The following is a 13,797-nucleotide window of genomic DNA, read 5'->3' on the forward strand; positions in this document are numbered from 1 at the left end:
TCACGCGGAGCGAGGCCGCTACCGTCGTTCGGTGCTCACCTCCGAAGCGACGGTCGCCGCGCCGGCTCCGGTCGACACGCTCCGCGACCGTCGACGCCTGCGCTGGGCGGGCCGGCTCGGCCTCCTGGCGTTCGTGCTCGCCGTCGCGGTGCCCTTCCTGCCCGTGGTGCAGCACACGACCACGATCGTCTGGCCGTCGGTGACCGACGGCACCGCCGACGTCAACTCGCCGCTGGTCGCGCTGCGCCCGGAGACGATGTCGGTGGTCGTCCCCGCCGACGCGATCCGCAGCCTCGACGACCGCGCCGACGGCTCCGCCACGGTGCTGTCGACCGTCCCGCCGGAGTCGCCGGAGGGTGCCCGCTCCGGGATGGTCCTGACCGTCGCCGACGGCCAGCTGGCGCTGGTCGACCGCGGCCAGCAGCTCGCCACGGCGCCGCTGCGGGCCGGCCCGTCGGAGGTCCGGATCACCTCCGACGGCACGTCCACCACGATCGACCTGGGCTCGGGGGCACAGACCTTCGAGGGGGACCTGCGGCCGCAGGTCGTGGGGATCTACTCCGACCTGGACACCGCGCTCGACCCGACGGCGGGCACCGCGGTCCGGATCACCCCGGACACCCGCTTCGACACCAGCCCGTCGGTGTGGAAGACCGCGGCCACCGTCGTCGCCGCGGTGGCGCTGCTGGGCTCGCTGCTCGCGCTGGCCGGTGTCGACCGGCACCTGGGCCGCAGCCCGCACCGGGCGGGCCGCGACGCCATCGGCGGTCTCGCCGGCCGGTGGCCACCGCGGCTGCGCCGCTGGTGGTCGCGCGCCCGGCCCCGGCCGATCGACCTGATCGTCACCGTGGTGCTCGTCGGGTGGGCCGCGATCGGGGGCCAGACCTCCGACGACGGGTTCACCCTCGGCATCGTCCGCGACGTCCCCACCTCGGGCTACGTCGGCAACTACTACCGCTGGTACGACGCCGCGGAGGCGCCGTTCGGCTGGTTCTACGACCTCTACGCGCTGTGGGTGCGGGTCTCGGACTCGCTGCTGTGGCTGCGGCTGCCCTCGGTGCTGATGGGGATCATGGCCTGGTGGCTGGTCTCCCGCGGCCTGCTCCCGCGCCTGGGCCGTCAGGCCCGCCGCTCCCGCGCGGCCACCTGGGCCGCGGGCATGGTGTTCCTGGCGTTCTGGATGGCCTACAACTCCGGGCTGCGGCCCGAGCCGGTCGTCGTCGTGTGCTCGCTGCTGGCGCTGGTCTGCGTCGAGCGGGCGCTGGCCCTGCAGCGGCTGCTCCCGGTCGCGCTCGGCCTGTTCGCGGCGTCGATGGCGGTCGGGGCGAACCCGGCCGGGCTGATCGCGATCGCGCCGTTCATCGCCGGTGTGCGGCCGCTGTGGCACCTGCTCGCGGCCCGCATCCGGGCCGTCGGCACGGTCCCGGTGCTCGCGCCGCTGCTGGCCTCGGGCACCGCGATCCTGATGATCGCCTGGGCCGACCAGAGCTGGGCCGCGGTGATCGACTCCACCCGGCTGCGGTCCGACATCGGACCGGACTGGCCCTGGTACACCGAGATCGCCCAGCGCTACGCGCCGTTGTTCGAGGGGCTCGCGGACGGCTCCATCGCGCGCCGGTTCCCGATCCTGCTGGTCATCCTCTGCCTGCTGGCGTGCGTGGTCGTGCTGATCCGGCGCAACCGGATCCCGGGCGCCGCGCTCGGGCCGGCCCAGCGCCTCATCGGCAGCACCGTGATCGCGCTGCTGATCTTCGCGCTGACCCCGACGAAGTGGACCCACCACTTCGGCGACCTGGTCGGCCTCGGCTCGGGCATGGTCGCGCTCGCCGCGATCGCCACCGGCTCGGACGTCCTGCGCTCGCTGCGCAACCGGCTCGCGTTCCTGTCCGCGGTGTTCCTGGTGGCGGCGCTGTCCGCGGCCGGGCCGAACCTGTGGTGGTACACGAACAACTGGGGCGTGCCGTGGGCCGGTGAGCAGGTCACCGTCGCCGGCTACGAGCTCTCCACGATCCTGCTGCTCGTCGCGCTGCTGCTCGCCGCGGGCGCCGGGGTCGAGCACCTGCGCGGCATCCGCGAGGAACGCCACCCCGACCAGCTGGCGGGCGTCGAGCGGGCGCTGGGCCGGATCCCGCTGCTGGGCCGCTGGGTCCGGGCCCGGGACTGGCGCCGCGACGCGTCGTCGGCGCTGCGGGCGACGCGGCGGCTGCGGCTGACCTCGGCGCCGCTGGCGGTGCTGTGCGGGCTGCTGGTCACGTTCAACGTGTGGTCGATGGTCTCGGCCATCCAGGACCGCTCCGGGACCTGGACGATGGGCGCCGACGCGCTGTCGCACCCGTTCGGCGGGTCCTGCGGGCTCGCCAGCCAGGTGTTCGCCGAGCGCCGCCCCGTCGACGGCGTGCTGCCCCCCGCCCCGGAACCGACCGGGATGGCCGCTCCGGCCCGCTCCGGGCTGCTCCCGACGGTCGCCCCGCCGCCCCCGCCGGGGGAGCCGACCTCGACCCCGGCACCGCTGCCGCCGGGCGTCGTCCCCGCGAACAGTCCCGACGCCCAGCTGCTCGACCCCAACAGCGGGGGCAGCGGCTTCGTCCGCAACGGCATCCCGCCGACCGGCGGCGGGACCGGGGCGTCCGGGTTCGAGTACGTTCTGTCCGGCGGTCTGGGGAGCGACGCGGCGCCCGCGTTCGGCAGCTACCTGCCCCGCGGCGACCGCAACACCGGCACCCTGCGCACCCCCTGGGTGATGCTGACCGCCGACCAGCGCGCGGGCACCACGCCGCTGGTCGTCACCGCGGCCGGGCGCCTGGGCAACGGGAACCGGCTCACCGTCCAGTACGCGACGCGGCTGTCCGACGGGCGGGTCCGCGTGGTGGAGCAGACCACCCTCGACGACGGCCGGGTGGAGGAGATGCCGTGGCGCGAGCTGCGGTTCGACCTGCCCGACACCGCCCGCGCGGCGACCGAGGTCCGGATGGTGGTGCAGGACAACTCGCTCGGTGCCGACGGGTGGCTCGCCGTCGCACCGCTGCGCGCGCCGCAGCTGGCGCCGCTGTCGCAGGTCGTGGGCGACCAGCCGATGTTCCTGGAGTACCCGGTGTCGCTGGCCAGCCCGTGCCTGCACCCGTTCCGCACCTCGGGCGGGATCGCCGAGGTCCCGGCCTACCGGCTGCAGGCCGACGGCAGCCAGATGCGCGGCGACGGCGAGGGCTGGTCCTCCCCGCAGGCCGGCGGCCCGCTGGGCTGGATCACCGTGATCGGCAAGCAGACGGAGCTGCCCACCTACCTCGAGGGCGACCCGGGCCGGGACTGGGGCAAGGTGCAGGCGATCCAGCCGTACCGGCCGAACGCGGTCGCGCCGACCCTGGAGCGTCGCGACGTCGACCGTTCCGGGCTCTACAGCTCCGGTCCGCTGCCGGCGCCGCCGCCGGGCATCCCGTCGCCGAGCCGGTGACGGCGGCCCCGGGCCGGACCGGCCCGGGGTGCGGGGTCAGCCGCTGAACTCGACCGCGGGTGCCGCGGAGGGCTGCCTGCGCTCCGCGGGCGCCTCGTCCCCGGTCTCGCTGTCCGGCACGGCCCGTGCGGCCGGGACGGCCTCGGCGGCGGGCTCGTCGGTGGCCGGTGTCTGCGGCGCGGTGCCCGCCGTGTCGCCGTCCTGGGCGCGGCGGTGGGCCTCGACGACCTCGGACGGGATGCGGCCCCGCTCGGACAGCGTCCAGCCGTTCTCCCGGGCCCAGGCCCGCACCGCGCGGTTGTGCTCGCGGGTCGCGGCGTCCGAGCCGTCCGCACCGCTGCGCCCGCCCGACGGCGCGGACACGCCCGCGTTGCGTCCGGTGCGCGGGGACCCCGCGGCACGCGCGACCCCGACGAACGGGGCGAGCGCGTCCCGCAGCGCCGCGGCGTTGTCCGCGGTCAGGTCGATCTCGAACCGGCGGCCGTCGAGCCCGAAATCGACGGTCTCGTCGGCGTCGCCGCCGGTGATGTCGTCGACCAGCCGGATCGTCTCGACCTTCGCCACTGCAGTTCCTCCCGGTTCGCCGTCCCGGATTCACCCGGGGTCGCCGGAAGCATAACGACGGAGGCCCTCCTAATCGTGGGCGCCCGGCCGGGCGGAACGGCGGAACTCCCGCGCCCGGATCACACTCGGCCTGGTCGGACGCACCTCCCGGAGCGTTCCGATCAGGACGGCGAGGCCGATCAGGACAATGACCAGCAGTACTGCGACGACTGCGCTCACGGTGTTCTCCTCGCCGGTCGGTACGCGGCCACCCGCCGCCGGTGAAAGTGCGATGTACCGACGATAGGAGCGTGCCGAATGGGTCGGCGCGGTATTTGAGCAATTCTTGAGCCGTGCGCGCCGGGGGAGGGGCCGGGGTGGGTATGCCGAGCGTGCACCGCCGGGCCGTCGTGTGATCCGCCGATCATGTGATCCCGCTCTCGCCCGGATGCCGGACGTGATCTAGAATGCTCTACGAGCCGTAGAACACGGTGCCGACGCCGGACCGTTCGAGGGTCCTCCCACCCGGGCGTCGGGCCCCACCGCGCCGCCTCAGCGCCGGAGGTCCGTCCCGGGACGCGGGGACGGAAATGAGGCCACGGGGATGACGGTCGAAGCCGGTCTGGTCAACGCCGACCTGCGCCGCAAGCGGTCGGTGGACCTGGCGCAGCTGATCCACGAGCAGCACGGGGGACCCGTGACCGCGCTGCGCGAGGGGCTGCTGACCTACCCCTACCCGCACCCGGTGGCCGACTGGCACCGCGCGCGGACCGTCGTCCCGGCGATGCGGGGGACCGGCGAACTGACCCTGGTGGCCTCGACCGCACCGGACCGGAGCTCCCCGGCGACCGGCGTGGGGATCTGGGAGCTCGCCGTCACCGGGTCGGAGCCGCTGGCGCGCGGCGAGGCCGAGGGGTGGGCGCGGGCGCTGTTCGGGTACCGCTGCGCGCCGCTGGTGTACCGGCGCCGGACGGGCGGGTTGTTCCACCGCCCGACCGGCGTCGAGTTCGTCGTCTTCCACGGGGTGCACGGCCCGATGCACCCCTCCGACGTCGAGGAGTACGGCGCGAACGCCTGCGCCTGAGCGCTCAGAGCCGGTAGGACCGCAGCCAGACGGTCTGGGCGGCCCGGCGGAGCGCCGAGAGCACGTCCTCGGGCAGGACCTGGTCGGTGTCGGTCAGCACGTAGCCGAGGTCGCCGCCGGTGGACAGCGACTGCCCGACGACGTTGACGCCGGCGTCGGCCAGCAGCCGGTTGATGTCGGCGAGCACGCCGGGGGTGCTGGTGTGCAGGTAGGCGGTGCGGAACACCCCGGGCGGGTTCGGGGCGCCCACGTTGGGCAGGTTCACCGACAGGGGAGTGGCGCCGAGCTGCACGAAGTCGAGCAGCTTGCGCGAGACGAAGGTGCCGATGCCCTCCTGCGCCTCCTGGGTCGACCCGCCGATGTGCGGGGTCAGGATGACGTTGTCCAGGCCGCGCAGCGGTGAGTCGAACTCGTCGCCCTGGGCCTTGGGCTCGACCGGGAACACGTCGACGGCGGCGCCCGCGAGGTGCCCGGACAGGATGTTCTCCCGCAGGGCGTGCTCGTCGGTGACCATGCCGCGCGAGGCGTTGATGAACATCGAGCGGGGCTTCATCCGGGCGAACTGCTCGGCGCCGAAGAGGCCGGCGTTGCCCGGGCGGCCGTCGACGTGGATGGAGACGACGTCGGACTCGGCCAGCAGTGCGTCCAGGCTGGGCATCCGCCGGGCGTTGCCGTGGGCGAGCCGGTCGGCGGTGTCGTAGAACACGACCTGCAGTCCGATGGCCTCGGCCATGTTGGACAGCTGGGTGCCGATGTTGCCGTAGCCGACGATGCCCAGGGTGCGGCCGCGGAACTCGTGGGCGCCCTTGGCGGACTTGTCCCAGACGCCCTCGTGCATCCGCTGGGTCTTCTCGGTCAGCCGCCGCGCCAGGACGACGATCTCACCGATGACCAGCTCGACGACGCTGCGCGTGTTGGAGTACGGCGCGTTGAACACGGCGATGCCGCGCTCGGCGGCCGCGGTGAGGTCGACCTGGTTGGTGCCGATGCAGAAGCAGCCGACGGCCAGCAGGTCCTTGGCGGCGTCGAGCACCTCGGCGGTGATCGTGGTGTTGGAGCGGATGCCGAGCAGCTGCACACCGGCGAGCGCGTCGTGCAGCTCGTCGCCGCTGAGCGACCCGGGTCGGGTCTCGACCTCGAAGCCGTCGCGTCGGAACGCCTCGGCCGCGCCGGGGTGGATGTTTTCCAGCAACAGGACCTTCACGCGTCCAACCTAGGACGCCGGGAGGTCCCGGAGGCACCGGGGCCGGGTGATCCTTGCGGCATGACGCCGTACGGGGGGTAGGACGGTCACCCCGGTGAGCGGGCCCGCAACGCTCGAACTGTCATAACGTGCATTATCGGCTTAACGCTACGGTGGGTCGGTGACCGCCGCTATCCATCATGTCGAGCTGTGGACCCGAGACCTCGCCGGGACGGCGCCGTCGTTCCACTGGCTGTTCACCGAGCTCGGCTGGACCCTGCGGGACGACGGCTGGGACCGCGGCCGGATCTGGAGCCACCCGTCGGGTGTGTACGTCGTCCTGGAACAGTCGCCGGCCGTCCACGGCGTGCACGACCGGACGCGTCCGGGCCTGAACCATCTGGCCCTGGCCGTGTCCGGTCGAGCCCGGCTCGACGCGCTGCGGGCGGACTGCGCCGCACACGGGTGGTCCGAGCTGTTCGCCGGGACCTACCCGCACGCCGGCGGACCGGACCACACCGCGTTGTTCGTGGAGAACGCCGAGGGCTTCGAGGTGGAGCTCGTCGCGCCCTGACCGGACCGGCTCAGTTGCCGCGGCCGGTGGCGTCCTGCAGCTCGTCGATCCGCTTCGAGGCCTCGGCCTTGGTGAGCTTGTCCAGGTCCTCCGGGGCGTCCTGCCCGGCCTGCTGCAGCAGCGTCTCCAGGTACGACCGCTGCGGGCCGGTCATCGGCTCGTCGCCGGTCGTCCAGTCCGCGGGGTCCTTCTCGGCCGTCCCGGGGTCGACGGCGTCGGTGCTGTGGTCGTTGGTCATGGGTCGAACGTATCTTCGACCGGCACTCCCCGCACGTCGAGCCGTCCCGGCTCCACCGCAACTGTCATAACGACGACCCGGTCGGTGTCGGTGCCGGTCACTACGCTGCCGCTGTGCCCCTGGACGAGTACCGCCGCCGGCGCGACGCGCGGCGCACGCCCGAGCCGGTGCCCGAGCACGACGCCGGGCCGCCGGGCGCCGTCGGCGACCGGTTCGTCGTCCAGGAGCACCACGCGACGGCGCTGCACTGGGACCTGCGGCTCGAACGCGACGGCGTCCTGGCGTCGTGGGCGGTCCCCAAGGGACTGCCCGAGGACTCCGAGACCGTCCGGATGGCCGTGCGCACCGAGGACCACCCGCTGGAGTACCTGGAGTTCTCCGGGGAGATCCCGCGCGGCGAGTACGGCGGCGGCGGGATGGCGATCTGGGACCACGGCCGCTACGACACCGAGAAGTGGAACGACCGCGAGATCGCGTTCGTCCTGCACGGCGGGCGCGTCCGCGGCCGGTTCGTGCTGCTGCACCGCAGCTCCGGCGGGCGGAAGGACAACTGGCTGCTGCGCCGCACCCGGGACCAGCCCGACGGCATGGACGCCGGGGGTGACCCGCTCCCCCACGACGTCGTCCTGGCCGTCCCCCGCCCCGCCGACCGGCTGCCCACCGGGGACGGCTGGACGGTCCGCCCGGTCTTCGGTGGCCGCCGGGTGCTGGTGCGGGTGGACGGCGGGCGGCTCTCCCTGCGCCCCGTGGACGACGATGGCCGGGCCGGGGAGCCGTTCGACCCGCCGGGTGCGCTGCGGGGCCTGGGGCCCGCCCTGGGCGCCGGTGGGCACCTGCTCGACGCCGAGCTGACCGGGCGCGGCGAGCTGTGGGTGGCCGACGTCCTGCACACCGGCGGCCGCGACGTCCGGGCGCTGCCCGCCGAACAGCGTCGCGCGCTGCTGGAGGAGCTGCCGCTGGACGGGCCGCACCGGCGGGCGGCGCCGTCGTACCCGAACGCGGGTGCCCGGCTGCTCGACGCGGTGCGCGACCAGGGCCTGCCCGGGGTGGTCGCCGTCCGGGCCGGTTCCGGGTACCCCGAGGGCGCGGGCGACGACTGGCGGGAGGTCCGGGTGGACGGTGCGAGCCGGAAGGCGGCGCAGCGCGGGTCGGCACGGCGTGGGACTGCACAGCGCGGGGCTGCACAGCGCGAGGGGTACGGGCGGGCGTCGCTGTCCAACCCGGACAAGGTGCTCTACCCGGCCACCGGCACGACGAAGGCCGACGTGCTGGGGCACTACCTGGCCGTCGCCGAGGTGATGGTGCCGCACCTCGACGCCCGGCCGGCGACGCTCAAGCGCTGGCCGGACGGGGTGGAGGGGCAGTCGTTCTTCGAGAAGAACGTGGCGCGGCACGCGCCGGGCTGGCTGCGCACCGCCCGCGTCGGGACGCCCGGCGGCCGGTCGGAGTCCGCGGACTTCGCGGTGCTCTCCGACGCCGAGGGGCTGGCCTGGGCGGCGAACCTGGCGGCGCTGGAGCTGCACGTGCCGCAGTGGCGCCTGGGCCCGCGCGACGGGCGCCACCCGCCGGACCGTGTGGTGTTCGACCTGGACCCGGGCGAGGGCACGACGATCGTGGACTGCGCCCGGGTGGCGCTGTGGCTGCGGGACCTGCTCGACGGGCACGGGCTGGCGGTGTACCCGTCGACGTCGGGCGGGAAGGGGATGCAGCTCTACCTGCCGGCGCGGGTCACCGACCCGGACCGGACCAGCGGGTTCGCCCGTGAGGTGGCCGAGCGGCTCGCCGAGAAGCACCGGCGCGAGGTGATCGCGGTGATGACCCGGGCCCGTCGGCGCGGGAAGATCTTCGTCGACTGGAGCCAGAACAACACCGCGAAGACCACCATCGCCTCCTACTCGCTGCGCGGCCGCGAGCGCCCCACGGTGGCGACCCCGGTGACCTGGGATGAGGTCGAGGGCTGCCGCGAGCCCGCGGACCTGGTGTTCACACTCGACGACCTGCCGGCCCGGCTGGACGCGCACGGGGACCTGATGCGTCCCCTGATCGACACCGAGGGTTTCCGGCTCCCCCGTGGTGGCGTGATCGGGCAGGTGCCAGGCTGACCGCCGTGCACCACCCGTACCTCGACGGTCCGCACCCCCGCGCCTACGCCCACCGTGGCTGGCACATCGGGGAGCTGGCCGGCTGTGAGAACACCGTCGCCGCGTTCACCGCCGCCGCCGACCACGGTCTGCGCTACGTCGAGATGGACGTGCACGCCAGCGCCGACGGAGTGCCGTTCGTGCACCACGACCCGACGCTGGACCGCACCACCGACGGCACCGGCCGGATCGACGCGCGCCCCGCCGCGGAGCTCGACACCGTGCGGGTCACCGGGGCACAGCGCGCCGAGCCGCTGCCGCGGCTGGCCGAGGTGCTCGCCGCGGTCCCCGGGGTGCGGGTGACGATCGAGCTGAAGTCGGCCGAGGTCGTCGCGCCGACGCTGGCGGTGCTCGACGCCGCCGACGCCTGGGACCGGGTGTGTCTGGGCTCGTTCTCCGCACGCTGGCTGGGCGTCGCCCGGACGCTGGCCGGGCCGAGGCTGTGCACGTCGATGGGGCAGACCGAGGTGGTGGCGCTGCGGGCCCGCGCGTGGGGCGTCCCGGGCCGGCTCCTGCCGGCGTCGGCGGGGGTGTTCGCGCAGGTCCCGCCGATGTTCGGGCCGATCCCGGTGGCGTCGGACCGCCGGTTCGTCTCCGCGGCGCACCGGGCCGGGCACGAGGTGCACGTGTGGACTGTGGACGAGCCCGAGCAGATGCGACGGCTGCTGGCCCTCGGGGTGGACGGGCTGCTGTCCGACCGGCCGGACCGGCTGCTCGACGTCGTCGGGAGCTGACCGGGTGGGCGCCTGCGTAGATGATCGGAGGCCGGGTCCCGCGGGCGTCGATACGCTCGCGCCGTGACCGCCTCGACCGCTCCGACCGCAGAGCCGGCCCCGCCCCGCCGATCCCGGCTGTGGGCCTGGGGCCTGTGGGACTGGGGCTCCTCGGGGTTCCAGCACATCGCGCTGACCTTCGTGTTCTCGGTGTACCTGACCGACGCCGTCGGGGCGGACCTGCCGGGCTCGGTCAGTGCGAACAGCTGGCTGGCGTGGTCGACCGCGGCCGCCGGGGTGCTGATCGCGCTGATGGCGCCGGTGGTCGGGCAGAGCGCGGACCGCACGGGGCGGCGGCTGCGGGCGACCGGGGTGTGGACGGCGCTGGTCGTGGTCTGCATGGCCGGGATGTTCTTCGTCCGCGACGACTGGTCCTACCTGTGGCTGGGCCTGCTGCTGCTGGCGCTGGCGTCGATCTTCGCCGAGCTGGCGGCGGTGTCGTACTACGCGCTGATGGCGCAGGTGTCGACGCCGGCGACGGTGGGGCGGGTGTCGGGCTTCGGCTGGGCGCTGGGCTACATCGGCGGGATCGTGCTGCTGCTCGGGGTGTACGTGTTCCTGCTGTCCGGCGACGGCGGGCTGCTCGGTGTCCCGACCGCCGACGGGCTGGACGTGCGGATCGCGGTGCTGGTGGCGGCCGTGTGGTTCGCGGTGTTCGCCGCGCCGATGTTCTTCCTGCTGCCCGAGACGCCGCCGGTGGCGCCGGACGCCCCGAAGCTGGGTGTGGCCGGTTCCTACCGCAGGCTGGTGACCGACCTGCGCGCGCTCTACCGGGCCAGCCCGCACACGGTGTACTTCCTCGGGGCGAGCGCGCTGTACCGGGACGGCCTCAACGCGATCTTCGCCTTCGGCGGGGTCCTGGCGGTGACGGTGTACGGGCTGGAGCCGGGCCAGGTGCTGATCTTCGGCGTGGCGATCAACGTGGTGTCCGCGGCCGGGGCGCTGCTCGGGGGCAGGCTCGACGACCGGTTCGGCCCGAAGGCCGTCGTGGTCGGCTCGCTGGCCGGGCTGGTCGTGGTCGGGGTGGTGCTGCTGCTGGTGTCCGGGCCGACCATGTTCTGGATCTTCGGTCTGGTGCTGGGGCTGTTCGTGGGGCCGGCGCAGGCGTCGTCGCGGTCGTACCTGCTGCGGGTGTGCCCGCCGCAGCAGGAGGGCCAGCTGTTCGGTCTGTACGCGACGACCGGGCGCGCGGTGTCGTTCCTGGCGCCGGCGCTCATCGGCCTGTTCACCTACGTGTTCGGCTCGGACCGGGCCGGGACGATCGGGATCGTGCTGGTCCTGGCGGCGGGACTGGTCGCGCTGCTGCCGGTGCGCTCCCCCGGCCGTGCACCGGTCCGGTCGGCTGTGTGAACACTCGTCGACGCCCGGGTGAGCACCGTCACACATGGCTGACACGTCACATCGGAGTGTGTAACGGGCGGCGATAGGGAACACTGGTCAATCGGGCGCAGAGCGGGTTACCGCGAGGTAACTCGAGCGGGTCCGTTCTGCCCTGCCGCCGGAATACCGTAGCTCCACGCACGTTACACCCGGTGGCGGAGACGTAACCGTCGAGGTGCTCCCTCGACATCGCGCTACAGGAGGGTGACGCATGGCCGACCGCGTTCTGCGTGGCAGCCGGCTCGGGGCTGTCAGCTACGAGACGGACCGCAACCACGACCTGGCGCCGCGGCAGATGGTCCGTTATGTGTCCGAGTCCGGCTACGAGTTCCAGGTGCCGTTCGCGAACGACGCCGAGGCTCCCGCGACGTGGGAGTCCCCGCAGGGCGGCGTCGGTCGCCGGGTGGACGGGACCGAGCCGGAGCAGAAGAAGCAGAAGCCGCCGCGTACGCACTGGGACATGCTGCTCGAGCGCCGGTCGATCGCCGAGCTCGAGGAGCTGCTCGACGAGCGCCTGGAGCTGCTGCGCGAGCGGCGCGCCGAGATCGCCTGATCCCGGCCGCACCGCAGGCACACACCGGACCACCACCCGGTGACCACGGAGCCCGGATCCCGCAGGGGGTCCGGGCTCCGTCGCGTCCGGGCATGATGACCGGTGATGAACGATCAGCAGACCGGCACCGACAGCACCGACAGCACTGCCAGCACCGCACGCCCCGCCCGGGCGGTCCGCGACCTCGCCGACGACCACGTCCGGCGTCTCGCCGAGCTCGACCCGGTCCTCGCCGGTGACCTCGGCTGGACCGAGCGGCAGGACGAGCTGCCCGACCTCTCCCCCGACGGCACCGCCGCGCTCGTCGCCGCCTGCCGGGAGACCCTGGAGCGGCTGGACACCACCACGGGCGCCCGCGAGCCCGCCGACCCCGACGAGCGTCGCTGCGCGCGGCTGCTGCGCGAGCGTCTTGGCGCCCAGCTCGACCACCTGGGCTCCGGGGAGCCGCTGCGCGCGGTGCAGGAGCTGTTCGGGCCGCTGGCGACCCTACGGACCGCGTTCACCCTCATGCCGGTCGACGGCGACGACGACTGGGCCACCGTCGCCGCGCGGATGGCGCGGGTCCCCGAGGCCCTTGCCGGGTACCGGGCGTCGCTGGCCGAGGGACGCCGTCGCGGGCTGTTCGCCGCGCCGCGCCAGGTGGTGCGGGTGACCGAGCAGATCGACGCCTGGAACGGCGACGCCGGCGGCCGCGGCTGGTTCGCCGGGTTCGCCGCGGACGCCTCCGTCGGTGACGCCGTGCGCGCCGACCTGGACCGCGGTGCGCGGGAGGCGACGGCGGCGCTCGGCGAGCTGCGGGACTGGCTGGCCGCGGAGTACCTGCCGGCCGCGGAGGGGACCCCGGACGGCGTGGGCCCCGACCGGTACCGGATCGCGAACCGGTTCTGGAACGGCGCCGACATCGACACCGTCGAGGTCTACGAGTGGGGCTGGTCGGAGTTCCGCCGGATCCGCGAGGAGATGGCCGTCGAGGCCGCGCGGATCGTGCCCGGCGGCAGCGTGCGCGAGGCGATGGAGTTCCTGGAGACCGACGGGGGCTCGACCGGGGTCGTCGTCGGCGGGGAGGCCGCCCGGGCGCACCTGCAGAAGATCATGGACGACACGATCGCCGAGCTCGACGGTGTCCACTTCGACCTGTCCGGCCGGCTGCGGGAGGTCGAGTCCCGGCTGGCGCCGGCGGGCAGCGCGGCGGCGCCGTACTACACACCGCCGGCGCTGGACTTCTCGCGGCCGGGCCGGACCTGGCTGCCCGCGAGCGAGGACGACCGCTACCCGCTGTGGGACCTGATCAGCACCTGGTACCACGAGGGCGTCCCGGGCCATCACCTGCAGCTGGCGTCGTGGGCGGTGCGCAGCCGGGAGCTGTCGACGTTCCAGACGTCGCTGGTGGGTGCGGTGAGCGCGGACGTGGAGGGCTGGGCGCTCTACGCGGAACGGCTGATGGACGAGCTGGGCCACCACTCCGACCCGGGCTCTAGGCTGGGCTACCTCAACGCCCAGATGCTGCGCGCGGTGCGCGTGGTGATCGACCTGGGAATGCACCTGTCGCTGCCGGTCCCCGACGACTCCCCGGTCGGGCCCGGGGAGCGCTGGACCCCGGAGCTGGGGCGGGAGTTCTTCGGCCGGCACGTCGGCGGCGGGGACGCGATGGCCGACTCGGAGCTGCTGCGCTATCTCGGCGGACCGGCCCAGGCGATCGGCTACAAGCTGGGCGAGCGGGCCTGGCTGACCGGGCGGGAGCGGGCCCGGGCCGCGCACGCCGCCCGCGGGGAGGAGTTCGACCTCGCCGCGTGGCACGCCGCCGCGCTCGCGCAGGGCACGCTGGGTCTCGACGACCTGGTGCCGGAGCTGGCGGCCCTGCCGGCGCGCGCCTGAGCGCA

The 13,797-nt window shown here is 74.3% G+C and carries 12 protein-coding genes; 8 read left to right on the forward strand and 4 right to left on the reverse strand.

All coding sequences use genetic code 11. The annotated features are described in order from the left end of the window. Positions 1 to 31 precede the first annotated feature (31 nt). Positions 32 to 3,448, forward strand: coding sequence for an arabinosyltransferase domain-containing protein (locus tag KPL57_RS48140; protein ID WP_226357140.1), 3,417 nt, complete (start codon positions 32 to 34; stop codon positions 3,446 to 3,448). 36 nt (positions 3,449 to 3,484) lie between these two features. Here KPL57_RS48140 and KPL57_RS48145 read toward each other — a convergent pair whose 3' ends face one another. Both KPL57_RS48145 and KPL57_RS48150 read right to left on the reverse strand, forming a co-directional pair. Beyond that, entirely contained in the window at positions 3,485 to 4,012 is a 528-nt protein-coding gene (locus KPL57_RS48145) for an Lsr2 family protein (RefSeq protein WP_308253115.1), read from the reverse strand. Between the two features lie 69 nt (positions 4,013 to 4,081). After that, positions 4,082 to 4,231 (reverse strand): hypothetical protein, encoded by a 150-nt coding sequence (locus KPL57_RS48150; protein ID WP_226357141.1) that lies wholly within the window; start codon positions 4,229 to 4,231, stop codon positions 4,082 to 4,084. 364 nt (positions 4,232 to 4,595) lie between these two features. On the opposite strand from KPL57_RS48150, the gene KPL57_RS48155 reads away from it, so the two are divergent. Continuing rightward, complete coding sequence (locus KPL57_RS48155; protein ID WP_062395039.1) at positions 4,596 to 5,075, forward strand: hypothetical protein; 480 nt, start codon at positions 4,596 to 4,598, stop codon at positions 5,073 to 5,075. A gap of 4 nt (positions 5,076 to 5,079) precedes the next feature. On the opposite strand, the gene serA is transcribed toward KPL57_RS48155, so the two are convergent. Next, complete coding sequence (serA, locus tag KPL57_RS48160; RefSeq protein ID WP_226357142.1) at positions 5,080 to 6,279, reverse strand: phosphoglycerate dehydrogenase; 1,200 nt, start codon at positions 6,277 to 6,279, stop codon at positions 5,080 to 5,082. Between the two features lie 160 nt (positions 6,280 to 6,439). Between serA and KPL57_RS48165 the strand changes: the two genes are divergently transcribed. Then, positions 6,440 to 6,832 carry a VOC family protein gene (locus KPL57_RS48165; protein WP_226357143.1) on the forward strand — a complete coding sequence of 131 codons (393 nt, stop codon included), beginning with the start codon at positions 6,440 to 6,442 and terminating at the stop codon, positions 6,830 to 6,832. Between the two features lie 10 nt (positions 6,833 to 6,842). Here KPL57_RS48165 and KPL57_RS48170 read toward each other — a convergent pair whose 3' ends face one another. Then, positions 6,843 to 7,070: a DUF3072 domain-containing protein gene (locus KPL57_RS48170; RefSeq protein ID WP_226357144.1), complete on the reverse strand. Its 228-nt coding sequence runs from the start codon at positions 7,068 to 7,070 to the stop codon at positions 6,843 to 6,845. Positions 7,071 to 7,183: 113 nt separating this feature from the next. On the opposite strand from KPL57_RS48170, the gene ligD reads away from it, so the two are divergent. The 5 genes from ligD to KPL57_RS48200 all read left to right on the forward strand — a co-directional run bounded on the left by ligD (position 7,184) and on the right by KPL57_RS48200 (position 13,792). Continuing rightward, positions 7,184 to 9,172, forward strand: a complete 1,989-nt coding sequence (gene ligD / locus KPL57_RS70820; protein WP_308253116.1) for a non-homologous end-joining DNA ligase — start codon at positions 7,184 to 7,186, stop codon at positions 9,170 to 9,172. Between the two features lie 5 nt (positions 9,173 to 9,177). Further along, positions 9,178 to 9,945 carry a glycerophosphodiester phosphodiesterase family protein gene (locus tag KPL57_RS48185; RefSeq protein WP_226357145.1) on the forward strand — a complete coding sequence of 256 codons (768 nt, stop codon included), beginning with the start codon at positions 9,178 to 9,180 and terminating at the stop codon, positions 9,943 to 9,945. 63 nt (positions 9,946 to 10,008) lie between these two features. Next, entirely contained in the window at positions 10,009 to 11,334 is a 1,326-nt protein-coding gene (locus KPL57_RS48190) for an MFS transporter (protein ID WP_226357146.1), read from the forward strand. A gap of 241 nt (positions 11,335 to 11,575) precedes the next feature. Then, positions 11,576 to 11,917 (forward strand): RNA polymerase-binding protein RbpA, encoded by a 342-nt coding sequence (locus KPL57_RS48195; protein WP_020627709.1) that lies wholly within the window; start codon positions 11,576 to 11,578, stop codon positions 11,915 to 11,917. A 105-nt stretch (positions 11,918 to 12,022) separates the two neighbouring features. Continuing rightward, positions 12,023 to 13,792, forward strand: coding sequence for a DUF885 domain-containing protein (locus KPL57_RS48200; RefSeq protein ID WP_226357147.1), 1,770 nt, complete (start codon positions 12,023 to 12,025; stop codon positions 13,790 to 13,792). Positions 13,793 to 13,797 lie beyond the last annotated feature (5 nt).

This window comes from Pseudonocardia sp. ICBG601 (genome assembly GCF_020496245.1).

Coding starts and splice junctions, on each gene's coding strand:
- KPL57_RS48195 (WP_020627709.1), top strand. CDS start 11,576: ATGGCCGACCGCGTTCTGCGTGGCAGCCGGCTCGGGGCTGTCAGCTAC.
- KPL57_RS48170 (WP_226357144.1), bottom strand. CDS start 7,070: ATGACCAACGACCACAGCACCGACGCCGTCGACCCCGGGACGGCCGAG.
- KPL57_RS48200 (WP_226357147.1), top strand. CDS start 12,023: ATGAACGATCAGCAGACCGGCACCGACAGCACCGACAGCACTGCCAGC.
- KPL57_RS48155 (WP_062395039.1), top strand. CDS start 4,596: ATGACGGTCGAAGCCGGTCTGGTCAACGCCGACCTGCGCCGCAAGCGG.